The organism is Chryseobacterium sp. MYb7 (assembly GCF_002979455.1).
Taxonomy (GTDB): domain Bacteria; phylum Bacteroidota; class Bacteroidia; order Flavobacteriales; family Weeksellaceae; genus Chryseobacterium.
Map to the genome: position 1 here is coordinate 67,763 of NZ_PCOU01000020.1, position 25,889 is coordinate 93,651.

The following is a 25,889-nucleotide window of genomic DNA, read 5'->3' on the forward strand; positions in this document are numbered from 1 at the left end:
TATAATTTAAAACATTTCAGCTTACCTTTTCCTGATTACAGTCAATACATTTTCTAAATTCGCATTTTCTCTTTGGCTTAACACTTTATCTAAAGCAATTTTAATTTCCATGGTATTAATTGAATTTTCAGTCAGTAAATTATTATACAAAACCCTATTTTCATCTGCCCTTTCTTTTACATAATTTATAAGCTCATTCATTTTGAGCTTCTTTGCTTTTTCCTCTGCATATTTAGATGTTAAATTTGCTTTTATTTCAGGAAGCTCTTCCAACTTTTTATCCAGCTCTGCAATTTTATCTTCAGTGATTTTAGTTTGATGTTCAATTTCTGTAACATTCACTCCTTTTTCAGCTAAATTGTGGATTGCTTTTTGAACTTCCGCTATTGCAAGATCAATCGTTTTTTGGTAAGATGGAAGCTGATTTTTCCAATATTCCGAGTCCTCTCCTTCTTCTTTGGAGTACCCTAAAATCCTGTTATAACTATATTCTGCTTTAGTCACACCCTCCTGAACTTTGATAAAATCTTCGTATTTCCTTAATACAAAGGCACTATCCGCAAGGTGTTTGTTTTTCTCACTTTCAATCCGTTTTTTTATCAGTTCAATTTCAATATTAGCCCTTGTTTCCGGATTGGTAATAATTGATGTTTTAAGTTCCTGGGTACTGATATCCGAAACATCCAATACATCCGCTCCTTTTTTCATCGCTTCTAAATATCTTGCCTGCTTAACCTGCAATTTTTGAAGCATAAAGACATCAATACTGTCATTGGTCAGCATAAAATTGACACGGACATTTTCATTCTTATTTCCCTGTCTCCATATTCGACCTTCTACCTGCCGTAGAGAAGTGAAATTATACGGTAAAGAAAGGAGATACAGATCGGTTGTATTTTCCTGAAGATTCATTCCTTCCTGGATAGCTTCGCTGCCAATAATAATTTTAATTTTCCCGGAATTAAAATCATCCTGAATCTTTAACCTACCCGGTTTACTGGTTGCTCCGGTAATCACTCCTATTTCATCAGGTTTATAGCCAATTTCCTTTATAAGATATTCTTTCAGCTTTGGAAATTCTGCAACGGCTAATTCTGAATAAATAATTTGCCCTAAATCCGGAATGTCTTTTTTATTCTGCCGGATCAGCAGCATCGTCTGCCTTAGCTTCGGAGAATTCTCTATAAATTCCTGTACAGAAGGTTCTTCTCCATCATAATAAATCGACAGATATGGAGAAATGGCAATCAGCCTTGCATTGAGAATATGGGTAAGAATTGCTCCTTTCTCTGTTTCACTAAAGCTTTCATTAAGTAAATCATATTGCTCTTTCGTCAGGTCATTCTGTTCAATTTTATATTCTTTATTGATTTTGTTGGGACGCTTCAGTTCTGGGTTGTCTTCTTCTCCTTTGATGTCAATGAATTCAGAAAGCAGCTGCTGAAACAGAGAATTATTCTTGAATCTACGCACGTTGGCCTTGAATTTCACATCACCTTTGGCATCAATTTCCATATCATTATCTGCCTCCATAAAGGTTTCAAAAAATGTATTGACATTGAAGTAACCGGACTCTTCCAAGCGTTTATTAGCAATCAGGGATAAAATGGAATAATATTCTAAAGGCTTATTGGTGAAAGGGGTAGCGGAAAGCAGTGTTACGTTCCTACCGTCATTCTTGTCCTGAATGTATTGCGCCGCCATCCATGTGTTGATTCCCAATTTGGAAGTCTGCTGGTTCTGGCTCCTGAAATCCGATGCAAATCTCCGGTCTTCTACCCTAACCTTTCCTACGATATGATTGGCATTATGGACTTCATCATACGTCAGATGGTCAAAGCCAAAATCTGCCCAATCATAGATTTTACCACGCTTCATTTTTCCCTCCAGTTCTTTTTCTTTCTCCAGTTCTTTCTGAAAATCTCTTTCGCTAATGGAATTAACACTTTTCAGTTCACTTTCTGAAATGTAAGAAAATCGGGAAGCCAGCTCCTGGGTAATATTTTCAGAAAAACCGATATTATTGAAGCCTTCATAGGTAACGATGGTAATCTCTCCGTCCTTATTATCAAACTTTGAGAGATCATAATCTTTACCCAGATTTCCCAGTACATTTAGTTTGGCATGGGGAATTGTTTCAAAAATTGTTTCCACCCACTGTTTGAGAATACTTTCGTTCGGAACAACAATTAAAGGTCTTTTTGCATTTCCACGTTCCATCGCTTCATGCATGGATAAGATTCCGGACAAAGTTTTCCCAAAACCGACTTCGTGAGCTAATAATCCAACCCCTTTTGTGGTTTGTCTTCCGATTCCCGCTTTCTGAACTTCGGTTAGTTTCAGTTCTCTTCCTTTGAAATTGAGATGAATTTTAGAAAACAACGGAAATTTGGAATAATCAGGAACATGGATATTATTATAGTTTCTATTAAAGTCTTTTACAAAACGCTCTCTTAGTTCATCCGATAACTCTTCTCTCAAAAATTTATAAAACAAATCGTTAGCAGCGGCTTTTCTCCTTTCACGGACGAGAGCATTTCTTTCTTTATCACTTCCCGTAACGGTTTCATTATCCACAAAGCCTCTGACTTCCCACGACGACGATCCCGCAAAGGCATCACTGGGTAAACTGCTTACAAAATCCTTAAATTTCTCCGCAAGTGTATAATTTTCTGTGACCGGCTCTGTGCTTCTTGTCACTGAATTATATCGTAACCTTTCAATAGTCCCTAAATTAAACTGATGAATAAATTCATGGTTAGGACTGATATAAATTTCATCGAGGGATTTAGGCTTGGGTAAAACGCTTTCCAGTAGAGTCTTTTGCTTTTCATATTGATTTTCGGTTCCGCCAATAGCATATTTATCGGCAAAATCTTTTTCTAACTGTTCCAGTTTTTTATAAATATTCCCTTCTGCATAATAAAAATCATGTACCCATTTTCCATCTATGTAGTTAGCAAATTGATAATGCTTTCCTCTATTATGTAAAGTTCCGTCATATGAGGTATCCCTGAAAGCTTCAACCTGTGCGTTAGAAAGATCAGAACTGTTTTGAACCGAAGCATTTACGATTTCATCAGGTTTAAGGAATTGATACTTTAGAACTCCTTTTTTAAGCTCCGGTTTGGTCTGAACTCTATACTCTGTATTTTTTTCATTTTGAGACTGAATAATTTTCTCCGCTTTTTGGAGAATTTCATCAATTTGGCTTTGATCGAATTTCTTTGGCTCGCTGGCAATTTGGGATTGAATTTTAGAGTACTTCTCAATCTCCTTTACTACTGCCGGAGATTTGAATTTTACAGAATTAAGTGATGAAAGTACCTGTTCAACCTTTTCCTGAACTTCAGTAAGATTTATTTCACCAGGCTCAGAATCTGTAATTTTTTCCGGTTGAACCTCCGAAACCTTATTTTGTAAGGTGATTTTAGGTCCCTCTTCAGCTTCCAGGAATAAATCTTCAAAAAGATTCCCGATTCTTTCGGTTTCTTTTTTGCCTCTCAACTGGTCAATTCTTATTAAAGCATCCTCTAAATTTCCATGGATATAGTTTTCCTGACGTCCAAACCGATTGGTTTTCTGCCGGGTTTCACCCAGAATTTTTTCCGGATTAATTTCAAAATAGCTGGAAATATCCGTGGAAATTTTCTGAGGGTCTTTTCTTAAAATAATAATATCCGTACCAATGGCAGTTCCGGCAAAAGCACCGCTGGGCAAGCGGTATCCCTCCATTAATTCGGCATTTTTCAATTGGTCTTGACGGTTGAGCCAACCCGAAGGAAGTACCATCGCCAGAATCCCATCGGGCTTTAAGGAATCTAAAGAACGTTTGACAAAATAATCTTCATATTTTGATATTTTCGGCTCTTCGCCCAAACCTTTGTACAATCCCCGATGGTCTCCGTAAGGTGGATTACCTATAACCAAATCATATTTTTCGGAAAATTCTTTTTTGCCACCCTTCTCATCAATAAATTCAGTTTCAAAGGAACGAAGATGGATATCAGCTTCGGGCTGAAGGATTTTGGCAATTTTTGCTGTGGTCTCGTTGATTTCAAAAGCCGTAATATTGGTTTTTATACCCAAATCTTTTGCTGCATAGAGAAAATTTCCCGTTCCTACACTCGGTTCCAATACCGAAATTTCTTGATGGTTTTTAAACCGGTCTTTAATTAAATTGCGTACAGCATCTACAATCCTTGAATCGGTGTAGTATTCATCTAAAATCCCCCTGCCTTCTTTCGCTGTTCCACCGCTTTTGAACTGCCTGCAAATATCTTTCAGCTCATCTGTAGGGCTAAGATTTTCATTTAGAGAAATTTTGTGATTCCCCGAAACAAAGCAAGCTGCGGAAACCACTTCCGCAACTTGCTCGTTGGTCAGCTTCTGACCGCTATACTTTGAAATGAGAATATCTACATCCTTATTATTTTTATGTGATAAATCTAATCCTGATCTATTGGATAAAGCTCTCCCGGATACGATTCCGCCCACGGAATGTTTTCTTTCTTCATTTCCTTCATCATTCTGCGGTTGTGTTCCGTCAACGGATCTTCCTTCTCCTCTGCTTCCCAAATTGCTCCACCCTGTGCCTGCAAGTCCATTTCCAGCATGGTGGCTGCCCATAGCTTGTCCTCCCGGGTGATTTCCGTTTTGCTTGGATTGGCTGCCTTGGAAAGGCTTTCCAGAATTTCGTTCAGAAAGTTCGGATCCCACGTGCTGAGTGTTGGGAATTCCGTTTCGTTTATTATTAAGGTCTGCATCTTCTGAATTTTTTGGTTCGACTAAAATAGTATTTTTCTTTTGAAGACCTAGTTTGTTTTCTAAATACTCACTTAGGCTTTGATTACCGCTTTCTGAGATTCCGTATAAGGGACGAATGTCCTTTATATTTTTCTCATTCAGGTCGGTAAGAATTTTCAGTGTCATCATATTTCCCGTTCTGTCACCATTCATACAAAGGAATATTTTCCCCTCATAGTTCTGATACCTGTTCATAAACTTTTTGGTATTTGCACCGGAATGAATGGCAACAAGGGTTCTGTTATTATTCTGATTATTTAATTTCAGCAGTTCCAGGAATGAATCCCTGTCCTTACTGCTGTTAAAAACAATCAGTTCATTTTTATTCCCTTCTATTACGGAAATATCATCGATGTTATATGTTAGCTGATTTTCATTCACTTTCCCTTTTTTTTACAAAATGATTAAATTCAAATAGTTCTTTCGCAGTATCATCCCAGTTTTTTCTGGGCAGTAATTGGAGCGTTACAAAAACGTCATCTTTTTTATTATAGGAATCAATACGTTCCAACCGCCCGTGATAGTCTTTTTCGGCATGCCTGTACAGCGAATAAGGTAAAATAGTGTCTGTCGGATAGATGTAAAATCTTGTGTACATCCAGGGAGAATTAATCTCAAATCGTTTGTATTTCTTATGGAATAAAATGGTATCGGATAGGTTTCTTCTGTTCCTGTAGTTCGGAATCCATTCTTTTGAAAACACTGCTCCCTCTTTCTTTTTCCAAACCAGAAGAGGCTTTTGTTTTCTGGAAAGATCAGAAAAGATAAGATCGCGCTCCATCGGGTGAATAGGATAACAAAGTGAGTCCCTGATATAATACACCTGTCTGTTAATCTCAGGAAATGAAAGGTCCGGAACATATTCTATTAGCTGATCGTGAGAATAATTTATTTTCGAGACATGAAAGCTCTGCATATTGTCCAGTCCCTTGGATGCATCAAAATAGACATTGGAAATCAAATCAATTCCGCCTTTCTCGGATTTGATTTCTTTGTGACAGGAACTGATAGTGAAAAGAAAAAGCAGGTATGGCAGTATTAAGTGTATTTTCATATGGGTAGATTTTAAAAAAGCGGCAAATCATCATCAGACTTACCGCTTTCAGATAATAGGTAGGAAATTTTATCGTTTGATGCTTTGCTCTCTTACATTGGCTTTATCATGTTCTCTCTCATCTTCCAAACCCTGTAAAGGTTTGTTGGTATTTATCCTGTTCATATCCATATCATATAGGTTCAGGTTTTTATATTGGGGGTTGAGAACTGCTTTTCCTTCTATAAACCCGTCATCCAGTTCAAATTTCACCTTAACCACGTTTCCTTTTTCCAAAGATTTTATCGTATTCTCCTTATATTCAGGCTTATCAAAGACCAAATTGGATTTTTCTACAATTTCTGCGGTATCAATACCATAGTTTTTATAAAAATTCTGGAAATTATAATTGCCTTTTTCTGTTTTAGGCTCTTTAAAATCAAGCTTAACAAAGGCAGGTTCCACCTGGTCTGTTTTCGGATTGTGAAATTCTATTTTCACGGAACGCCCTTCCAGAAGATTAACGGCCTCTTTAGCAGTAAAGGTGTTTTCTTTGCTCACATAAAAATTGTGGGAAAAACTTTCATCTTTTTCATTTTTCAGCGTTGCCAGGTAAGAATTAAAGAAAACACCTCCATTTTCGCTTTTATTGAATTTCAAAACAAAGTCTACGGTATTTCCGGGCAGTGCCTTATCTGAGACTGCCTTGATTTCAAACTGCTGTTTGGGAGACTCAATACCTTTTTCCAAATCTTCGTGAAGTGTTGAATCTTCGCCAAAGCCAAGGTATTTTAACTGGTCTTTTAGGTATTGAACCTGATCGAATTCTTTTGTTGTTTCCATAATGTTGGGATTTTGATTGTTATTAATTGATTTATGATGAATCAGGGCCAGAAGTCTTTTTATTTCACTACTGGTAAAAGACATAGCAATGATATCATCGTTCACTTGTTCTATTTTATACTGTTCTTTCTTTAGCTTTAATAGATTTTCTAATTCGCCATCGGACAGATTCATTAATTCACTGTTGCTATATCCCTCGATGCTAGTTTCCACATGGGGATTATTTTTCCCTATTTGAGGGGCTTCATAGGTTTTCCTTTCATTATTAGCCTGATCTGCATTAATGGCTTTAATGGTAGCTTTAGTTTCAGCAGAAAACTGATTAGACAGGTCATGCACTAAGACTTTGAATGCATCCGGTGCGCTTTCGACATTGGATTCATGGACCATATGAATATCAAAATTGTATCTGTCAAAAACTGAATAAGCATTTTCTAAAAAAAGGTTATATTTTTCTATCTTTATCTTATAGGATTCCTTTGCTTTCTCATAAAAAGATTCTCCCCTATCATAAGAATCATCCATGAAGTCGTAAAAATCAGGCTGTAGTGGCGGTTCTGTAAAAATGTATGTCAGAACTTCCTTCTTTAACGGTTCATCTCCATTTTGAAGAAATAATGCCAGTTCCAACGTCTTAATAGATTTCGGATGGGTAAAATCAAACATACTTTCCTGCTCTTTTTCATAATATTGAGTAAGCATATCCTTGAGTTCATCAAGCTTCAATTCCCTGTTCTCTGCAATACCTGAATTCTCGGTTACTGGTTCTCTACTTTCAGGATAAGAAGCATTAATTTCATTTTTAGAACTTTTATACTCAAGAATTTTTAAAAACTTGATTTCTTTTGCCGTAAAGACTCTTTCACCATCCTGAAAAAAATGTTCAGGTGATGTATTTTCTTTTTCTTTTACAAAATCTTTATAAGCCCGGGTTAGAGGAGTAATATTCTTATCATACCAGCTTAGATCATTTGTTGTTCGCATAATGCCTGGATCTTGATTGTTAGTAATATGGTCTTGTAATTGTTTCCCTAAATTGATGGGTCGTAAATCAAATGGTTCTGCATCCAGTCCATAATCAAACGTATAGCCGATAGCTTCGCATTCTTTCTGGAAAATCTCACAATCATTATAATCAAGTCCCCGGTACGCCGCTTTTTCCTGCCATTTATCACAGACCGTCTTCAATTCCTCCGGAAGTAGGCTGTAATCTTCAAATAAATCCATTTTAAAATTTTATTTTGAGATTTTTATATATTCTGAAACAGTTTATTAGAGGTATCAATAAGATTTATCTTCTAAACCTTCGCTTTTCTTCTTGCTCCTGCTCCTCTTCTTCTCTCATCTGATTCGCATCTTGATAAAGATCCGGGTCGTTTACATTCAAACTGATATCAGATTTTTCTTTTTGATTAAGATTTTGCTGGGCAAGAATTCCATCAACTGTACTAATCTCTTTGGAGATAATATTCAAATCATTAGTAATTTCTTTAGCGATCTCAGGCGGAAGTTCCGCTTCCAATTTATCGAGGATAAATGCCTTAAACTTTAGTAATTCAAATTTATATCGCGCGGTTTCAGTTGCATCTCTTAGATCAGCAATAATAGCAGTCAATTCCGTTGTATGCCTGATGAAATCAAACTCTGCTACTATGCCGGTGTCCTTATCGAAAATAAAGGCTTTCTTTTCCAGTGCCGGAACCTCCGGTGGCAATTTATTAGAGAGTTCCTTTATGTCAGAATATTCGATTCTCTTTTCACTGTTTTTAAGGATTTCCGAGATGCTTTTATCTCTTTCCAAAAAAATTACTTTTAGTCTGGTATTATCATCCGTGAGCTGAAAAGTTGCCCTTTTTGTATCGTTGTCAGCGACAATAGTGTATCCTTGTAAGAATTTCTGAATATCTTCTGCGCTTAGTTTTTTGGAAAATGTATGATCTTCATTAATAATTCCATATTTTTTCAGTTCGTCTGTGGGTAAATTGCTGTTTTTCATTGTTAATGTATTTAGTAGGGGTTGTATGTTGCTGTCTTAGTATTATGATAGGTTTCCATGAGATGAGTGGCTTTTATTAAATCATTTAAAAAATGAGCGGGGTTAATGCTTTGTCCGAATTCTTTCACCGAAAAATGCAGGTGAGGCCCTGTAGAATTCCCGGTATTCCCGCTTCTTCCCAAGATAAATCCGGCTTTCACGAACTCTCCGGTCCGATAATAAATCTCTGAAAGATGGAGGTAGCTTGTCTCAAATCGGCCATAGTGGAGGATCTTGATATAATTGCCTCCGGTCGCTGACCGGCCCACTGCCGTTACTACTCCGTCCATGACTGCATATACATTTTCATAATATGCTTTCAGGTCAATACCATTGTGCATTTTCCGGTTTCCGGAAATGGGATGAACCCGTGTCCCATAAGAAGAAGTGATCGCCATCTTACCCGCCAAAGGCATTACAACTTTTGATAAAGATTCTTTAGGCTCCTCCACAAAGTCATATAAAGCCGGGGAACTTTGATTTTCTAAAAGATCCATTTGTTGTTCGGCTCTACGCTTGGTGGCCAATAGCAAAGAATCTTTCATTTTTTGAAAGCTCTCTTTTCCAGAATTATTGGTATGCTTGTACTTTTTTAACAGTATTTTTAAAGAATCCAATTCATTTTTTAAATCCGACCTTGTTGTCGTATTGAATATTTTTTTCCAGAAATTTTTCCCATTTTTGGGATCAATAGGTTTCTCTTCTTTTGTAAATTCAACACGGGATTGACTTTCAGGCTTTTGAGGCTGTGCAGGCATTATGGTATTGAATTGGGCAAACGTAAAACTGTTTACCAACAGAAGCATGAAGACCACCATCTTGTAAATTCGGTTGCTAATTATTTTACTCTTCATATGATTATGCTTTTACTGATTCTCTGACAATTAATTCTACTTCCTTATTGATTTTCCTGAAGTTGGTCATTAAGACTTCTTCTTTGCGGTTAACTCCTGCCCTATCCACAAAGGAGTAATAGGAAGGCATGGGCGGAAGTTCCGCTTCCTCTTTTTTAATACTTTTCATATCCAGGTTTATTTTACCGTTCACAGCAGAGGTTTTGTATTCTTCGGTATCATTTTCTTCTCCCTGGGCGATCATCCCCACCATTTCTCCGGTTTTAAGTGCCGCGATTTTTCCGGCAGGAATCATATGGTCCATTTTCTCATTGATACTGGTGGTCGTACCTTGCTGGGAGATGGATTGGGAATACGACTTCTGCTTTATTTTTCCAAATAATTTTTCGAGCCAATCCAAGGTATTCTTATCCCTTGCAGAGCCAGACAGGATATTTCCGACAATGGCAGAAATGGTATCTGCAACTTCTTTCTTATAAAACTGGCGAAGCTGTGGAAGCTCCTGAAGTCCTAACATTACGGCAACCCTGTTGCTTCTTGCCGTAGCCACCACATTATCAATTTTATGGATGTAAATCGTAGGAAATTCATCGGCAATGATTCCTCCAGGGAAGTTGCCTTTTGAATTGATCAATCTTAAAGTCCTATTAAGCACCGAAGAATACAAAGCAGAGTTGATGTCCTGAGTTCCGGGATCGGATGCTAAAATAACAATGGAAGGATTGTTCTGGTCTGTTATTTTGAGTTCCACTTCATCCCCCGAAAACACCCAAAAGCTTTCTTTGGTAGCCAGCCGCGACAGGAAAATTTTCAATGTTCCGACCTGCCCTTCTAATTGATCAAAAGCTTTGTTATCATAGGCGGATTTAAAAGGCGATAATAAAGAATACAATTCTTCATGTCCAAAAAGGGTATCAAAAATTTCCTTGTAGCTTCGGTTCATAAAGGAAAGGATGTGAGGCAGATCCGAGTACTTTCCGTTTTCGTGGGTTGCAAAAAAATAAATGCAGGATGAAAGGAAATTGATCGCTGATTGGGTGAAGAACTGGTCAGCCCCACCTCCGGAACTGGTACTGCCTTTTTGTAAAGAAGACACCATAGCCTCAGCCATTTCCTGTGCTTCTGCTAATGTCTGCACATATTTTTTGGCGAACGGGTTCACCCTTTTGGATTTCTCAACTTCATTGAGGTTAATAACATAAAAATTGTAATTATAACCTGATTCCTTACTTTTTTTGAATAAATAGTGGTAATAAGCGATCTGCGCCAGGTCGGGAAACTTAAAATCGTAAATTATCAGACAAAATCCTTTAGCTATCATCTGCCTGATCGCGGGATTGATCACTCCAAAAGATTTACCGGAACCTGGCACACCAATCACCATCGTCCCCCGGAAAGGATTAATATTCATCCAGCCTTTATTGCTTTTCCCTTTATACCGGAATAAATAAGGAATATTAATCATCATGTCGGATTCTACTAATTCCTGGTTCTGGTCAAAAGATTCTTCCTCGACATTCCATCGGTCTTTTCCCATTTTCTGCTGCATCAGCTTAGAAATGCTGTCAGCTCCCATTTGAAGAACAACCGCTCACAAAAACGATAAAAAAGCATACACAACCTGGTAAAGACTCATTCCGGGAAATATTTTAGGAAGTGAAGGATTTCCGGCTTCACGCTCCCAAACCAGAGAGGAAAACATCATCAGGAGTCCCAATACCATAGGAACTACTATTTCCATAGCAATATTAAGGTCTTTCTTTTTCTTAGCTTTTGTTCCTACAGCCACTAATCCTATCAATAAAAGGGTCGCCAGTTTAGCATTGACAGGAGGATAAATGAAACTCATTCTGGAAAAATTCTTCAATAAGTTGGAAACCACCGGAATATTGGCATGCAGATAAAATAGTGAAGCACAATCCAGCGCTACCACGGCATATACCGCCTTCTGAAGGAAGCCGTAAATCCTGATCTGATGTTGTTGTTCTTGCATTAGGAAAAATTTTCAAAGTATTCATTCAGTAGTTTGTGTTCCTCCAGCAGATTCTTGTGCAGTTTCTGTTGCTGTTGCTGTAATTTTTCATGATCTTCCTGTATTTTAACAAGATTGGCATTTAGCAGATTCAATTGATCAATTAATTGACGTCCTCTTTTTTCAACCTTTTCTAAAATATATGATCGGTTTACCTCTTCAGCTATTTTCTCATACCAATTTTTAAGGATGAGCAGCTGCTCATAGTCCTGTATAAGTTGTTTTCGCTTTTTTTCAAAAATGATCATACCATACAGTAGCAGATCATTGCTAGGATGATTAAGTTTAACTCCATTGTAATTATGGTTATTTTAAAAATTGGAAGCGGAACTTCCGCTAAAAAGTATCGGCTTTTAAAATGTCCGAATAATTGATTCTCATTTCGATGGTTCTTCCCGAGAGCTGCTCTTCGATCAGGCGGATCATCATCACTTTAGAGTTCGGGTAAGTGAATTTTTTGAACACATAGATATTCCGGAAATTCTTCCTGAAATGCTTCTGAGGGTTGAGCTGGAATAATGGGGTCATCTCGATACTTTGGTTGTTGGTCGCCTTATGGATTCTTTTATCCTCTACAGAGAATTTCAAAGCTTCGATATCATAACTTAAGTTGGAATTATTTTTAAAGGTCATATCCAGGAATATATAGTCACTGATGACATAGACATTATTGAGCTGAACACTGAGTCCCAGATTTTTCTCTTCCCGAATCGGATTTTTTTCTGATTTTTTCTGAATAATGTCCATCGCAAATTTTCTCAGCTCAAGGTTTGAGAAAGCCATTGTATCAAACTCGATGGGCTGCATTTCCTCCGGCTGGATATGGATATTGGTAACGATATTCAGGTTTTCAGGAGTTCGGTAAATAGCTTTATACTGGGCTATAAAGGATTGCCCCACCACCGTGATAACGCCGATTTGATCCCCGTTAGAATAATACAGAACAGGATTTTTGGTTTTTTCTTTTTCGGTACCTTCGGGCTTATCGGCAATTTTAACACGAGCAATCTGGGTCGAAGGTAAATCTCCAGTGAGCTGCTGAGTGGAGAGATCCACATATTGGATGGGTTCCGGAGAAATAATATGAAGACTGATACCTCCGGTAATTTCGAGTTCCGGTAAATCCGAAATGAGCTGTTCTTTAGTGGCTGTTTGTGCAGTAAAAAGTTGAGCCGTGAAAATCAGTAATGTGTACATTATAGCTTTCATTAGTTTATTTTTTTTGTTGGTTTTGTGAATCTTTCAATTGTTTTTCGTCAATCAGAAATACATAAGAGTTATATTTCAATTTGGCTTTGTTGGTTTTAATCAGGTTAGCAATGGACTTGGAAGTGGATGTAAACAGTTTAGAGCCAATACTGGTGAAAAATCCCTGTCCGCCCATATCCATCTGCGTTCCCTGTACGGAATTGCTCCCCATTTCCCGAATCATATCCCGGAAAACGCTCTCCGGTACATACAACCCTTTCATGCCGTCGACATCATAAACTGATAAGTTGACAGGGTAGATTTCTCCGTTGGTGAATACGGATACGATACTGAGATTAACCCTTTGCATCGCAAATCCTGAAATCTGCCCATAAAGTATGGAACCTTTGCTGAGCTTTTTGTTACCCACAAAAATGTCCTCCAATAATCTCAGCCGGATCCGACTCCCCAAATATCCCTTGTTGTTTTCATCGATAACTGCTTTGATAAAGCTGTTTTCATTTTCTTTGTAGAAAGCATTGAACTTGTTATTGATGCCGGATTTACTGACATTGAAGGTAGAATTCAGAAATTCTTCCATTTTTTCCTTACTCATTTTCAGCTTTTCCTCTGCTGCCAGTTTACTTTGGTATTCCGGGTCTCTTGCTTTTTCCAAAGAATCCATGACCAGCATCTGCTGTTTCAGGTATTTGACCGGATCGGGATTTTGTTGATGAGTTTGATGAGTTGCTTTTGAATGCTCTGAAGCATAGTCACCTTCCGGTCGTCCGTAAGATTTATCGTTCAGCATCCTGATAATTTCTGAAGACCTTTTGTAATCCCGGTCGTCATTCTGTACTTTTTTAGGGTAATAGTAAGAAGATAAATTTCCTTTCGATTGATACTCGTTTTGCCTTCCGGACACCGCTTTGAGCGAATCTATTTTTCTCTTTTGAGCTAATGACAGCTGGTCTTCGTAGCTGAGCAAGCTGTCCTTTTCTTTGCCCAACCCCTCGAGCATCGTTCTGTTATCTTCTTTTTTGAAAAATGCATCATAGGCATCATTTTTACTCATAATCGAATCCTGCGACTCACCAAGAGAAAGGGAGAGTTCTTTAGGCTTCTCTTTGGGTTGTTCTTCTTTGGCGAACTGGGTTCCTACATAGATAAAAAGCAGCAGGAACGGCAATGCCAGAAGTGGCAGGATGTATTTTTTCTGTTTGAAATCGAGTTTTTTCATTGAGTTTTTAATTTTTGAAATTGGTTAAACAAATATTCAATCCTCAGGCTGTCCCCTTTCTGTAATTGTTTCTGATCTCTTTTTACTTTCAAAGCCTCCAGCTCTTCTACAATCTTTTTCATCTCTTTTTCGTTGTTTACTGCGGGGGTCTGTTCCATCTGGCTTTTGGAATAAAGGACAGGAGGTTTAATGGTAAATACTGTCTCGCTGGGAAAGAAAATTCCCTGTATCAGAGAACCTATAAATGACACTGACAAAAAAATCATCGAATACGTAAAAACCTTTTTAGGGTGATGGACGATCCATTGCAGGCATTTCTGTCCGGCTTGTTTAAATGAAGCATTCATGTTAGTACGAATTTTTGGTTTGATTGGAAATTTCTTCATTATCAAGGATGCGCCAATTTTTAAGGATCACCCCATGCGGGTTATTGGGACTGCGGATAATGTCTTCAAAAAAACCTTCGGTGATAAGCTTTCGGGTAATAACGGATGATTTTCTTGTAATCATCTGTTTTCCGAAAAAGACGAATTTCTTTTGTTCCATATCAAGCTTAACCGAATCGGTATGAATGCTTACCATCGAACTTGAAGCAATGATCTGGTTATAAAAGCCTTTTTCCCTGAGGTTGGTATATTCTTTCTTTCCGCTGTCATCGATGAGATACAATGATTTCTGGATATTATCCTTGATGTAGGTATCGTCAGGCGCCAATGTGAAAAATAACCGGTGAAAAAGCTCAATCTGGGCTTTGTATTCAACAGGTCTGTTAAGTAAAACATCGGTTTGCTTTGCCAGAACCGGCACACCGTTATCCAGAATGTAAATGGATCTTCTGGAATCTTCAATCATTTTATAGGCGAAGAAAAGTCCTGCAATGATAATGAAAACGGCAAAGGCAATGGCTGAAAGTGAAACTATCTTATTCACCTTGATTCTTTGTTCTATATTTTTGATAAGCATTTTTAATTTATTATTTATTATTGCTACTACTGTTATGACCATCGCTGCTATTACGGTTACTGTTCCCACTGCTATTGTTAATACTATTATTACCAGTACTTCTACTGTTATTCATTGCACTGCTCACCCTACCGGATGCAGAACCGGATTTCGCAGATTTTGCAGCTGTTGCAGCCACAGAAGCACCTCCGGTTTTAACAGCCAGAACAGCAGTCTTAGCAGAGCCTGCCATTTTGCCTATGGCACTTTTCATCTTCGTCATGGCTCCGGCTCCTCCTGCTGATACAATGGTATCTGCAATGGTAGGGGTCATTAAAACCCCGATCCCGGTGACGATATAAGCTACGCACGTAAAAAGTTGGTTATAAATCATTCCCGAATTGGTTACATAGACCAGTAGGGCATCTAAATTGGTCACCGTTCCGTTTGTTAAAAGGGTATCATACCTTTCTATTTCCATCATATAGCCGGAAGCGATCAGCTGCTGGCCAATGTTGATGATGGTATACGCCACAAAAGTGTACAGATTGATATTGATGAATTTGGAAACCCAGTTGTAGAGGGAACTTTCAAATCCCGGAACAAGGGCCATACCCACCGCAATCGGACCTAATATAATAAGGATGTACGCCCATATTTTCTGAATAAAGAAAATCAGGTAGACACAAATTCTCAGAACGGAAAGGCAGATAAACTCAATCACTTCAGCAACTAATTTTTGCATCTGGAACTGCATCCTGATCTGCCACTCCTTGATGGGCTGGATAAGTTTATCCAATCCCTCACTGATATCAAACCACGAATCATCAGCATCTTGTCCGGTATTCTCAATAACTTCCTGCTTGGCATCTTCATCTGCTTTGAGCTTGATGATGGCATCGAGCAATTGCTGTTGTTTTTTGAAGCGCTGTACTCTAAGATCATTGACTTCTGATTCTATATCACTGAAAATGCTGATTCCCGGCTCTGCGATGGCTTCAAAGGGAGTCTGTATCAGATTAACAAATCCAGTCCAGTAGATCAGCGTAAATCCAATCAGAATGGGTTTCAGCATCGGGGTAATCTCCCACTCCCGGTCTCCGGCAGCCATCTGCCATCCCATGTATCCGAGGTACATCAGAGACCCTAATCCGCCAATAGCTTTTCCGACCAATGCGGCATCGTTAGCATTGTCCTGAACACTGGTGTCCAGCTTGGTAAATACCTCCATGAACCATTTCTCAAAAGCTCCGTCGCCTTTCAAAAACTGGAGTAAATTGCTGTAATCGCCATCGGTCTGGGCAAAGCCCATTACCGGCAAAAAAAGTGTCAGGAGACACCAGCATAAGGTTACAGTTTTATTCATTTTAATATCGGTTTTTATATTTGAGCATGATGTTTTGAACAACCTGCCTGTCTGATGCAGGACTCCAGGCTGTAGGCAAAGCATAAGGAGAATGATTTTTCAGGATATTTTTATAATCCAGAAGAAGGGTCGTTTTGTTATTATGTTTCCTTAATTCCTGAGCAAATTTTCTCCAACGCAAAAGGGTTTCATGGTACATCAGAAAGCGCTTTCCCCTTGGCATATCCATAGACCGGGACATCGAATATTTTTCTTTGATCATATCCAGCTCCTCTTGAAGCCTTTTTAATGTTCCTATACTATTAAGCGTTTCATAAGTTTGTTGGTCTTTCAGCCTCCATTCCATAAAATTTTGCGGGGTATTCGGAAATTCAGTAATCGGCTTGAGCATCCGTTTATAATACAAGAGCCAGAGAGGATCAGCATCTACGGTAGCAGAAGTCCAATGGGCAAAATCCTGGACACTCCTTTTATAAATGGTATCGGAAGCTGCTTTTATTTTTTTGGCTTCTTCCTCTTCGTATTTCAACTGGGCAAATCGCTGATTCTGTACTCCCGTAGGTTTTAAGGGCCTAATGTCGTCCCCGTCTTTATAATCCCTGTTGATTTTGGGTGCCCACATCCCCCATACCGTGGCATAGGCAAAGTTGGTCTGAACTCCCAGGAAATATTTAGGGTACGGGCGCCAGTCTCCCCAGCTTTCAAAAACCATTCTTTTGTGCTGGGCAACAATGGCAGGGTCATTGAGCCGTTTAACACTTAATTGTGCGGATACGGCGGTGACTACAAGCAATAAGTGCAGCCTGATTAATTTTATAAGTAAATTTTCCATTGTTTTAATTAAAAATGTATTTGTATTTCTGAATAATGTCACTGACAATGGCTCTGTCGATATTGATGTAATTCCTAAGTACAGGGACCTGATAGAGATAGGGGATCTTCTTTGCATTCTGTAGCCGTAAAATGATATAGAGAATATTGCCGTTGATATTCCTGACCCTTGTCAGTACCTTTTCAATGAGCATTTCCCGATCCATAGCATCCATCAGAAAATCTTTGTTTTCATTCAGGATATCCTGCGTGACCTCCTGTTGGAGCTTCAGGGCTTGCTGTCCTATAGCTGCATAATACTTAGAAACCAGCACGGCATATTCCGGATGCTGCACAGATAAATCCAACATGGTTTGGGAGTTGCTGACGATTTTGCCTAAATACTGATAGAGATAGATGAGCTTTTTACTTTGGGTAAGGGCCGAATTAACATTTTTAAGCTGCTGGTAGATATATTCCTGAATGGCAATCACCTGAGCCGTTTTGTTTCTGATCTCGTTATACAGCTCATTTTGCTTTTCATAAGAGTCCAAAAAAGCCTGCTCACTCCCTAAACGAACGCCATGATTGACCGTAATCTGGGACAGCAGTTTATCATTGATCACGATCTGCTGGCTTTTTACGCAAACCGTAGAAAGCAATACAATTCCGAGGGTTAGTATTTTTTTGCTCATATCCTTATTATTTTTTCCATTATGGTATTTGCTAATCTTCGATTTCATTCTTAAAAGGATTTAATGTTCTTCATAATGTTTTCTACCACTTGTTTATCCCTGTTGACGTAATATTGGAAAGCTCTTTTATTGCGCAGTACTTTAGCTTTAATATCCCGTATTTTTAAAAGCATATGGGTGGAATTCCTACTCAGGGTTTTGACTTCACCCAGTGCATAATCCAATAAAATTTTGCGTTCCGATTTTTCCATTTGATTGATCGCTCCGTAAGAGAGGATAATCCCGGTGATCAGGCGGAGTACCATTTGTAAATCATCCACATACTGTACTCCGGAAGGCAGGACTGCTGCAATAGAGTAAGGTGCGGTTTCAATTTCATCAATAATGGCGGCCTGGTTTTGAGTGATCTTACCAATCTCCCTGCTCATCGCAACTCCTGTTGGGATCGCCTGCAAGGCAAATGAAACAATCCTCAGCCTGTCCTGTATTTTAACCACCTTATCCTTGAAGCTGTTCCACTCGTTTTTATTGATGGTTTCAATTCCGGCATTCAGTGTCTGGTTTTGCCGCATTTCTTTTTGCCTGTCATGCTCCTTCATCGTGGCGTTGATTTCCAAATCCATCATTGGAAAGGAAACATTTTCTTTTTGCCAGGCGGGTGTGGACCCTCCTCCGGAAGAAATTAATGCCACATAAACTACCGGAATCAACAAGCTTAGAAAAATTTTCTTTTTGCCTCCATTAAATCGGCGAATCTCATTCTTCGATTTCATCTTAAAAAAATTAAAAATTTCGTTTGTACCGGTTCATAATGTCTTCAACAATGGCTTTATCCGTATTGATATAGCCCGCGAAGGGATTAATGGAGTTCCAGAATCCCAGTCTGTTGGCTTTTTCCAATCGCAGCTTGATAGCCAAAAGCCACAGCTTTAAATTCTTTACATTTCCTAATATGTTATGCAGGATCTTATAACGGTCTCCTGCTGTAGCGAGGTTCAACTCTCCTGAGGTAAGGATGTCCGATACATCGGTTACGATTTTCAGGCTCTGCTCATAGGTTTTTTGCGAGGCTTTAACCCCGAAAATGGCGTACTGAGGATGTGCGGAAGCCAGTTGAACGACATCAGAAGAATATCCGTAGCATTTATTAAGTTCCGTATAAATTTCCTTGACCTGAATTCCATTTTGCAGGGTTCCGGAAACTTCTTTCAAGCCTTTAAGTATTTTATTCTGGATATCATTGGCGGCTACCATCTGGGTTCCTACCCAGGTCTGCGCATCTTTCAGCTTGGAAGTTTCATCGATGACTTCATTCTGCTTGGCTTTCAGGTTTTCTGAATACAGGATCATCGCTGCCGTTACGGTAGGGTCTATGTAGGTGTTTTGGGCATATACTAAACTTCCAAATCCTAAAAAAATTAAACTAAACTTTTTCATAGGTATAGGCTTGTCTGTTGATTAATTCCGAAAGACTGATGTTATGATCTTCTAATTCCTGTGTGAGGATTTTGAAAATATTTTTACCAAGGTTCGTCTTCCGGTTCTTAAATCCGTGGTAGAACGCAAGGACTTTTGAGTCCAAGGGTTTTTGATAGAGGTTCACTAAGGAGACCATGCTTCCCATATCATCCCCGAAGCTTTTCACCTGTTCTGCAAAGATTTCTAAGGCTCTATGATAGTTCCCGTACTCTTGTACGTAATATTCAACAGCCGACTTTTCGGGCTTTTCCGTGGTGTAGGTTAAATATTGCTCAAGGGCCACTTCATTGCCGTAGACTTCTCCCTTAGAACCTCGTTTGAGATAAAATTCCTTGAAGCGGCTTCGCCCGAACTTATTATTTAAGTTGTTAATCGTGAAAATCTTGTTCTGTTCTACTTTATTAAGAGACAATAAAGCCGCTATACGGTCGAAATTGTCCTTGAATTTGGTCTGATCCAGCAGAATAAACGTATCGGAATTGTTGATAATGCTGTCTTTTACGACGGCATTGCCAATGATATCATCCAGTTCCTGCGTAACTACCACCGCTTCGCCCCAGAATTTCCGTACGGTTTTGTAGAGATAGAGGATGTACCCACCCATTAATTTTGAGGCAATAGCCTTCCATGCTTCTTCGATGATCAGGGCTTTGCGACGGTCTTTTCTCAGTCTCATCTTCTGGATGAAAGTGTCCATAATGATGAGCGTTACGATCGGGAAAAGTTTGGGGTTATCCTTGACATTATCGATTTCGAATACGATGAAAGGCTCATTAAAGAGACTATTGTCTCCTTCATTATTTAGGGTCGTCCCATAACGTCCGCCTTTGTAAAAATCCCTCAATACAAATAGGAATGTCCTAAGATTAAATTCCGTCTCTCTGATTTTATGCTTTTTGTTATTCAGGTAAAGAGGCAGGAATTTTTCGCAGTACTCATAGAATCCGTTGAAGGAAAGTTCTTTTATAATGAGCTTTTCTTCCAGCTCCTTAATTTTTTTAATAAGGGCTTTTCTGAACGATTCATTCCATTCTTGAGTATCTTTAGGCTGCTGTATGATTTCATTAGCCTGAATGAGAATCAGCTGAGTCTCATTATAGGCTTTGCGTTTTTCCTGATCACTCAGGGTTTCATAAGCCTCATAGATTGTATAGAATTTCTCGCTGTCATAATCAGGATTATTCAGATTTTTATCGGGATGGTATTCAATAGCGAGTTTTCTAAAGGCTTCTTTCACTTCATCAAAGCCGGCATCGAAAGCAATTCCCAGAATATCATAATAGGTATGTTGTTCTCTCGATTGCTCTTCGTATGCTGCATAGACATCTTCTTCGTGAATATTGTATTTGCTTAAATAGAGTATGAGCTCTTCCGTGGTTTTATTTTTGCACCAATTTGTTCCCGAATGAAAAAAACTGTGATAATATGACATCAGGACATTATCCAGTATGGATTTTTGTGCTGAGGACATCGTCGCATCAGGTCCCTGCCAGATCAAAAAGATCAGGTTGGTCAAAAACTCTATTTTTTCAATATTGAATTCTTTTTTATCCATCAGGAAAGGATTCATCGTAATGGGTTTTTCTTCCGTATACTGGATGTATCTTCCACCTTTGTACCTACAGGTTCCTGAGTAAGAGTCTCCGGTATCCACGATCACGACATCATAATTGTACGTAAGGTATTGCTCCACGATATTATTCATTAAAAAGCTCTTGCCTGAACCGCTGGGTCCCAGCACAAACTTGTTACGGTTATTGATTCTTCCGGTTTTCATCGGTAAATCCGAGGGATCTACTTTTAGGGGAACGCCCTGCCGGTCGGTAAATCTGAGGTAGAAGCCACTTTCTTCGTTCACGGGGTAGCTTTCTTTAAAAAAAAAACATAACGCCGCTTCGCTCGTCGTCATAAACAGGTCATACTCCCTGAGTTCCGTGGCGTTGCCTGGTAGGGCTGCTCGAAATAGCTCCAATTGGTTATAGGCATTTCTTGAAACTATGATCCCCTTGGTAAACAGCTTATTTTCAATCAGAGACTTTATCCCTTCCATTTCTTCCAAAGTGTTTGCTGAAAATAGTAAGGAAAAATGGGCATTAACAATAAGCTGGCCATCTATGGCGATATGATGAAGAAGGCTCTGGATTTCTTCAGCAATAATGGCATTGGACGGGGAATTGTTCGCTGCTCCTTCGTGCTTTTTCTTCTTTTTGTCCAGTTCCCTTTGCTGCTGTGCCTGATGTGGAATGGTAATGACCTGGTTGTAGATAATCGTTTCATAATCTTCCAGCTCATTGATGAAGGTAAAATTATCCACTGCCGTTTCGGCAGCGGCTCCGTTTCCTCCCAGTATGGAATAAGGCTCAATTTCAGAAGGCAGGTCAATGTTTTCAACATCGACATAGGAGATGTTTTTAACAAAGCGGTTGCCGATTTGCAGGTATTCATTGGTACTTCTGATATTGTCAAAAACCGGGGTACCTGAAAACTGCATGGATAAAGCTCCGGAAATATAATACTCAAAATCTTTCTCAAATAGAAATTCCGGTTCACAGTCATTTTGCTTCAACAGCATAAACACCTTCTGGCATTTGTCCCGGAGTTCTTTATAGCTCTTTTCTGTTATATTGCCACCATTCGCTGACCGCCCGTTTTTTTTATTTTTATCATGAATAATATCCGTAAACAGTAATATCGTTTCAATGGTTTTAAAAAGCCTGCCGTCAAAATGCTCGGAATATTTCTGTTGAAGGAACTCCTTGGAAGGTTCGGCTGAATATTTCTTTTTTGCGAAAATATCAAGTTTCTGAACAATTCTTCCTTCCCCGATGATGGATACCACCTGGTTCAGAACCGTATGAAAATGGAGATAATAATCCGGATCTGCCGAATATTGTTCCACCATATTTCTGATTCTGATGCCAATGATGGGGTTTCCGTACTGACCGAAAAGAACATCAAAATCCCAATAGTGATCTTTTCCATAATCATACCCGATGAAAGGAATATTAAATGCCTGTTTTTTTGTTGTTGCCATGCTGTAAAAATCTTTTGCTGTTCAACCTTTTAGGGAAAATGAAAATCTGATCGAAGTTTTTAGTTTTATCGTACAAACCACGCTTATCCTGTCTTTTGAAAATGAAATAAACCCCGCCTCCGGTGGCTGCAAGCCCCAATAAAGAGCCCAGTAATCCAAACCTGGATAAGATAAGCGCGGCTATGACTCCGGCTCCGATAACACCCACCGCATAGAAAATATATTTTCCTTTGAGTCCGAAGAATACAAGAGGCTTTTTGAGCCCCTTGTAGAGGTAGAATCCCATAACTTAAGCAAAGAATGAGGTGACGAATTCCGGAACGACAATCAGAAAGATCATGGCTCCCCCATAACCAAGGATTTCTTTGTTGACATCCTGATCACCGTTAGTCCATTTGTTATACACTCTAAGACCTCCGATAAAGCCGACCAATCCACCCACGGCTTTCAGAATCAGTTTGATGGGATCCCAATAGTCCTTAATGTCATTGGCTGCATTGGAGATGGCTGTTGCTCCGCCCTGGGCAAATACAGGCGTGACAGCAAGAAGAATCATACAGGCAGTCAATATCTTTTTTACTGCTGCATAGCGTTTTAAATTGTTGTTCATAATGATCAATTATTGGTTTAGAATTAAATTTTGTGCTCAGAAATAGGCATAAGAGGTATGCTATCCGTATCTGTTGACAGGATGATATTGGGTCAATTTGGAGTGTTCCTTACTGCTTAAATGACGGAGTGGTAGACCTTTTGGCCTTCATAATTAGCCACCAGCTGAACGGTGGTCTCCGATAAGTTCAAAAGCTCTTTCCAGTGGGACTTTTTAGGCTCAGCCTTTTCCCTTTTAGGATACTCTTCTGCTTTGACATGTATATCCTGAGGTTGGCTTGTATTATCGGACTGGTTCTTTTCTGCCGGTGCCGCTTTGGTATTGTTCGCCGGTGGTGGCATATCGTCAATATCCTGCTCGGCTTCAAATCGTTTTCTCAGCTCTTCCAGATCCGGCTGCTGATCGATAGTTGATGGGTTTGCGGAGTGAAGTTCTTTTTTCAAAAAGGATTTGGGCGTATTGACGTTTTCAACATCTTCAATTCCAATCCGGCTTGGAGGTTCAGCATCAGTTTGTGCAAAACCGCTCAGTGAAAATTCTTCAGTCAGATCGACGTGAGTGATCTTTTCTTTTTTTAAGAAAAGGTCGTACAGGATATTTCCGGCATAATACAGGAAATAAGCTGCTAACAGGATGAGTGAATACTTTATCATATTTTTTATTTTGTTTTTCTTTGGAATCAGCCTTACAGGGTAATTTGTAATGCTTCACTTATTTGTTCAATGATTTCGTTGAATGGCTTTTTTATGGCATATCGCTGCTCATAAGTAAGCTTCCTCGTATTAATGGTCTGCAAGCAGTTCCTTTTATATACAGGGCTTTCAATCAGGGTTCCGTATTTTGAGATCTCGATATCCATCTCCTTTTGATTGAGATATTTATAGCCTTTGTCATATTTGGAGCGGATAAAAATCCTTTCTGCTTCACTTTCCAATAGACCCAGCAGGTTTTTGAAAACCAGGGTCGATTTTACCGATACATCGGAGTATTCAAAAGGGATGATGATAAAATCACTGTAAATAAGCAGGTCACTGTATTTCTGGTCGAGTGTGCCCGCCAGATCAAACAGGAATATTTCTTCGCTTTCCTTAAGGCTTATTATTTTCTCCAGATCTTCAAAAGGCCGTTCTTCTTCATCGTCTCCGATGAGCTCCACTTCATAAAGCATTGGCAGCTCTGAATATTCATCTTCTTTCCATTTGTTGAAAAAAGATTTCTGAAAGTCAAAGTCATATGCTTTAATTTTCCTTTGGGAAACCTCGCAAAGGTAATTAGCAAAGGCAATGGCAAGAGTGGTTTTCCCAGCTCCGCCCTTTTGGGTGGCAAAGGTGATAATCATAGTTTTATTTTGCTATTTTTTAATTGGAAACAGAACTTCAACCTATCGGTTTTTCTTTTTACGCCTTTTCTTATGTTCCTCTTCTCCGGGGTCTTTTCCGGTTCCTCCTGATGATCTGCTGAATTGAAAAATCAAATCATCGATGCTTCTGTTCAGTTCTTTTGCAAGCCTTTCATTTTGGATTACTGAAACCTGCTGGTGATTTTCAGCCGGATTCAGGAATCTTTGATAATCTTTTTCGCCGATCAGCTGTTCCAGCTCTCCTACGTAGTGTAATTTTGAGTGGATAGCATAAAATTTACCGTCTTCGGACTTTATAATGTGAACATCTTTTGAGTCCTGTGTTCTGAGATATTGCTTTACCTCATTCCTCACTGAGCCAAATATTTCTTTATTCTTCCTTTTTTTAGTTTCAAAAAGCATAAAGCTTTTTGGCACATGGTCAGGATTCTGGCGTTTCAAATGCTCTAGTAGAACTTTCTTAGAAGCTTCATCTGCTATATTGTAATCCTTTAAGATTTCAAAAAGCCTTTTGTCAATGACATCGGAAGTGAACTCAAACAGCTCGTTCATTTTCATAATCTCGCTTCCTTTATATATTGATCCTGTCTTATGGTCAATCATCGTATAACCAAAAGGCCTGAGATCTACAGCTGGTATTTCTTTGTTAGAAGTATGGAATACAATATCAATCCCGAAAATATCCCTCAATTTTTTCTGAAGCTCACTCTCAAAGTCAATTTCCGGCTTCCGGTTCTCGTTGTATTTTTCTTCCGGTAATACACCTTCCTGAGCCCTGTGGTCTTCAATCCTGAATACCTTGCAAGAGTACAGTTCTTTGTATTTTAAGAGAATCGCTTTTAGCTGCCACGCCCTGGAATCTTTTTTTTGACTGCTGAAGTTGAGCCCGGCTGCATTAATGGTTTTTTCCCAGGCTCCGTTTTTTAGTATATCTAAAGCACCCTCATCATTTCTATTGGGAGAAAGCCGGAATCCATTTCTTTCTAAAAGCAGTTCCAGTTGCTTAAGAGAACTATATCGGTAACCCAGTAATTTTTCTATTTGCTCCTGTGTACTTAATCCATACAGCTTTTCCATGGTACGGCTTAATGCCTGCTGTGCCTTAAGTTTTTCAAAACTGTCATTAATTTTCTTTCCGGTCTGTTTATTGACACGGGTGGAAACAATATGGACATGATGATTTTCTGTATCATTATGGAACACCACAATAAAAGGCTGCTTTCCGTACCCCAGCTCATCCATAAAATTTTCTGCGATACTGGTAAGCTCTTCTTTGGTATGCTCCCGGAACTTCGTGGAAATCACGGCGTGGAACTGAGGCTTTTTTACCCTTTCATTATTTGATACGGATCTTAAATATTCCCGGACCTCCTGCTGACTGCTGTTTTCATTAACGATGGAAGGAAAATTTTTCATCAACATCAGCTCACCACTCCCCTTCTCTACCTTTTTATCATTATACTGTACTCCGGGAAAGCCGGAACCCGCAGGTTCCATAATTTTTACGATCAATTTTTATGGTAATATTAACCGCTTACTTACGGATTATACTTTAAGGTTTG

Annotated in this window: 21 protein-coding genes and 1 pseudogene; all 22 read right to left on the reverse strand. The window is 38.9% G+C overall.

Annotated features, from left to right (window positions below):
* Window positions 1-21 precede the first annotated feature (21 nt).
* A complete protein-coding gene (locus CQ046_RS15840; RefSeq protein ID WP_105703214.1) occupies window positions 22-5,187 on the reverse strand; it encodes an Eco57I restriction-modification methylase domain-containing protein in 5,166 nt (1,721 codons plus the stop codon).
* Entirely contained in the window at window positions 5,180-5,860 is a 681-nt protein-coding gene (locus CQ046_RS15845; protein WP_105703215.1) for a hypothetical protein, read from the reverse strand. The genes CQ046_RS15840 and CQ046_RS15845 overlap by 8 nt, the downstream gene beginning before the upstream one ends.
* A 69-nt stretch (window positions 5,861-5,929) precedes the next feature.
* Window positions 5,930-7,909, reverse strand: a complete 1,980-nt coding sequence (locus CQ046_RS23800) for a hypothetical protein (RefSeq protein ID WP_185126200.1) — start codon at window positions 7,907-7,909, stop codon at window positions 5,930-5,932.
* A gap of 64 nt (window positions 7,910-7,973) precedes the next feature.
* On the reverse strand, window positions 7,974-8,678 hold the full coding sequence (locus CQ046_RS15860; protein ID WP_105703216.1) for a hypothetical protein: 705 nt from the start codon (window positions 8,676-8,678) through the stop codon (window positions 7,974-7,976).
* A gap of 11 nt (window positions 8,679-8,689) precedes the next feature.
* Window positions 8,690-9,571: a M23 family metallopeptidase gene (locus CQ046_RS15865; RefSeq protein ID WP_105703217.1), complete on the reverse strand. Its 882-nt coding sequence runs from the start codon at window positions 9,569-9,571 to the stop codon at window positions 8,690-8,692.
* Between the two features lie 4 nt (window positions 9,572-9,575).
* Window positions 9,576-11,564 (reverse strand): annotated as a pseudogene (locus CQ046_RS15870) (type IV secretory system conjugative DNA transfer family protein).
* Window positions 11,564-11,851 carry a hypothetical protein gene (locus CQ046_RS15875; RefSeq protein ID WP_105703218.1) on the reverse strand — a complete coding sequence of 96 codons (288 nt, stop codon included), beginning with the start codon at window positions 11,849-11,851 and terminating at the stop codon, window positions 11,564-11,566. The pseudogene CQ046_RS15870 and the gene CQ046_RS15875 overlap by 1 nt, the downstream one beginning before the upstream one ends.
* A gap of 88 nt (window positions 11,852-11,939) precedes the next feature.
* A complete protein-coding gene (gene traN, locus CQ046_RS15880; protein ID WP_105703219.1) occupies window positions 11,940-12,812 on the reverse strand; it encodes a conjugative transposon protein TraN in 873 nt (290 codons plus the stop codon).
* Window positions 12,813-12,816: 4 nt separating this feature from the next.
* Complete coding sequence (gene traM / locus CQ046_RS15885; RefSeq protein WP_105703220.1) at window positions 12,817-14,031, reverse strand: conjugative transposon protein TraM; 1,215 nt, start codon at window positions 14,029-14,031, stop codon at window positions 12,817-12,819.
* On the reverse strand, window positions 14,028-14,378 hold the full coding sequence (locus CQ046_RS15890) for a hypothetical protein (RefSeq protein WP_105703221.1): 351 nt from the start codon (window positions 14,376-14,378) through the stop codon (window positions 14,028-14,030). The genes traM and CQ046_RS15890 overlap by 4 nt, the downstream gene beginning before the upstream one ends.
* Window position 14,379: 1 nt before the next feature.
* Window positions 14,380-14,994, reverse strand: coding sequence for a conjugative transposon protein TraK (gene traK, locus CQ046_RS15895; protein ID WP_105703239.1), 615 nt, complete (start codon window positions 14,992-14,994; stop codon window positions 14,380-14,382).
* Between the two features lie 10 nt (window positions 14,995-15,004).
* On the reverse strand, window positions 15,005-16,339 hold the full coding sequence (locus tag CQ046_RS15900) for a hypothetical protein (protein WP_228406975.1): 1,335 nt from the start codon (window positions 16,337-16,339) through the stop codon (window positions 15,005-15,007).
* Between the two features lies 1 nt (window position 16,340).
* Window positions 16,341-17,171, reverse strand: a complete 831-nt coding sequence (locus tag CQ046_RS15905; protein ID WP_105703241.1) for a hypothetical protein — start codon at window positions 17,169-17,171, stop codon at window positions 16,341-16,343.
* Window positions 17,172-17,175: 4 nt separating this feature from the next.
* Window positions 17,176-17,844: a hypothetical protein gene (locus CQ046_RS15910; RefSeq protein WP_105703240.1), complete on the reverse strand. Its 669-nt coding sequence runs from the start codon at window positions 17,842-17,844 to the stop codon at window positions 17,176-17,178.
* 50 nt (window positions 17,845-17,894) lie between these two features.
* Window positions 17,895-18,617, reverse strand: coding sequence for a hypothetical protein (locus CQ046_RS23645; protein ID WP_105703222.1), 723 nt, complete (start codon window positions 18,615-18,617; stop codon window positions 17,895-17,897).
* A gap of 10 nt (window positions 18,618-18,627) precedes the next feature.
* Window positions 18,628-19,281: a hypothetical protein gene (locus CQ046_RS15920; RefSeq protein ID WP_105703223.1), complete on the reverse strand. Its 654-nt coding sequence runs from the start codon at window positions 19,279-19,281 to the stop codon at window positions 18,628-18,630.
* A complete protein-coding gene (locus CQ046_RS15925) occupies window positions 19,268-22,357 on the reverse strand; it encodes a TraG family conjugative transposon ATPase (RefSeq protein WP_105703224.1) in 3,090 nt (1,029 codons plus the stop codon). Before CQ046_RS15925 ends, CQ046_RS15920 begins: the two co-directional genes overlap by 14 nt.
* Window positions 22,329-22,643: a DUF4133 domain-containing protein gene (locus CQ046_RS15930; protein WP_105703225.1), complete on the reverse strand. Its 315-nt coding sequence runs from the start codon at window positions 22,641-22,643 to the stop codon at window positions 22,329-22,331. The genes CQ046_RS15925 and CQ046_RS15930 overlap by 29 nt, the downstream gene beginning before the upstream one ends.
* Window positions 22,644-22,646: 3 nt before the next feature.
* Window positions 22,647-22,967 carry a DUF4134 domain-containing protein gene (locus tag CQ046_RS15935; protein ID WP_105703226.1) on the reverse strand — a complete coding sequence of 107 codons (321 nt, stop codon included), beginning with the start codon at window positions 22,965-22,967 and terminating at the stop codon, window positions 22,647-22,649.
* Window positions 22,968-23,083: 116 nt separating this feature from the next.
* Complete coding sequence (locus tag CQ046_RS15940; protein WP_105703227.1) at window positions 23,084-23,620, reverse strand: hypothetical protein; 537 nt, start codon at window positions 23,618-23,620, stop codon at window positions 23,084-23,086.
* Window positions 23,621-23,652: 32 nt separating this feature from the next.
* Window positions 23,653-24,306 (reverse strand): ParA family protein, encoded by a 654-nt coding sequence (locus CQ046_RS15945; RefSeq protein ID WP_105703228.1) that lies wholly within the window; start codon window positions 24,304-24,306, stop codon window positions 23,653-23,655.
* Window positions 24,307-24,348: 42 nt separating this feature from the next.
* Window positions 24,349-25,824: a relaxase/mobilization nuclease domain-containing protein gene (locus CQ046_RS15950; protein ID WP_317047024.1), complete on the reverse strand. Its 1,476-nt coding sequence runs from the start codon at window positions 25,822-25,824 to the stop codon at window positions 24,349-24,351.
* Window positions 25,825-25,889 lie beyond the last annotated feature (65 nt).

Coding starts and splice junctions, on each gene's coding strand:
- CQ046_RS15900 (WP_228406975.1), bottom strand. CDS start 16,339: ATGAATAAAACTGTAACCTTATGCTGGTGTCTCCTGACACTTTTTTTG.
- CQ046_RS15860 (WP_105703216.1), bottom strand. CDS start 8,678: ATGAAAAACAGCAATTTACCCACAGACGAACTGAAAAAATATGGAATT.
- CQ046_RS15875 (WP_105703218.1), bottom strand. CDS start 11,851: ATGATCATTTTTGAAAAAAAGCGAAAACAACTTATACAGGACTATGAG.
- CQ046_RS15865 (WP_105703217.1), bottom strand. CDS start 9,571: ATGAAGAGTAAAATAATTAGCAACCGAATTTACAAGATGGTGGTCTTC.
- CQ046_RS15935 (WP_105703226.1), bottom strand. CDS start 22,967: ATGAACAACAATTTAAAACGCTATGCAGCAGTAAAAAAGATATTGACT.
- CQ046_RS15910 (WP_105703240.1), bottom strand. CDS start 17,844: ATGAGCAAAAAAATACTAACCCTCGGAATTGTATTGCTTTCTACGGTT.
- CQ046_RS15925 (WP_105703224.1), bottom strand. CDS start 22,357: ATGGCAACAACAAAAAAACAGGCATTTAATATTCCTTTCATCGGGTAT.
- CQ046_RS15950 (WP_317047024.1), bottom strand. CDS start 25,824: ATGGAACCTGCGGGTTCCGGCTTTCCCGGAGTACAGTATAATGATAAA.
- traN (WP_105703219.1), bottom strand. CDS start 12,812: ATGAAAGCTATAATGTACACATTACTGATTTTCACGGCTCAACTTTTT.
- CQ046_RS15930 (WP_105703225.1), bottom strand. CDS start 22,643: ATGGGATTCTACCTCTACAAGGGGCTCAAAAAGCCTCTTGTATTCTTC.
- CQ046_RS15920 (WP_105703223.1), bottom strand. CDS start 19,281: ATGAAAAAGTTTAGTTTAATTTTTTTAGGATTTGGAAGTTTAGTATAT.
- CQ046_RS15845 (WP_105703215.1), bottom strand. CDS start 5,860: ATGAAAATACACTTAATACTGCCATACCTGCTTTTTCTTTTCACTATC.
- CQ046_RS23800 (WP_185126200.1), bottom strand. CDS start 7,909: ATGGATTTATTTGAAGATTACAGCCTACTTCCGGAGGAATTGAAGACG.
- CQ046_RS15940 (WP_105703227.1), bottom strand. CDS start 23,620: ATGATAAAGTATTCACTCATCCTGTTAGCAGCTTATTTCCTGTATTAT.
- CQ046_RS15890 (WP_105703221.1), bottom strand. CDS start 14,378: ATGAATGCTTCATTTAAACAAGCCGGACAGAAATGCCTGCAATGGATC.
- CQ046_RS15905 (WP_105703241.1), bottom strand. CDS start 17,171: ATGGAAAATTTACTTATAAAATTAATCAGGCTGCACTTATTGCTTGTA.
- CQ046_RS15945 (WP_105703228.1), bottom strand. CDS start 24,306: ATGATTATCACCTTTGCCACCCAAAAGGGCGGAGCTGGGAAAACCACT.
- traK (WP_105703239.1), bottom strand. CDS start 14,994: ATGCTTATCAAAAATATAGAACAAAGAATCAAGGTGAATAAGATAGTT.
- traM (WP_105703220.1), bottom strand. CDS start 14,031: ATGAAAAAACTCGATTTCAAACAGAAAAAATACATCCTGCCACTTCTG.
- CQ046_RS23645 (WP_105703222.1), bottom strand. CDS start 18,617: ATGAAATCGAAGAATGAGATTCGCCGATTTAATGGAGGCAAAAAGAAA.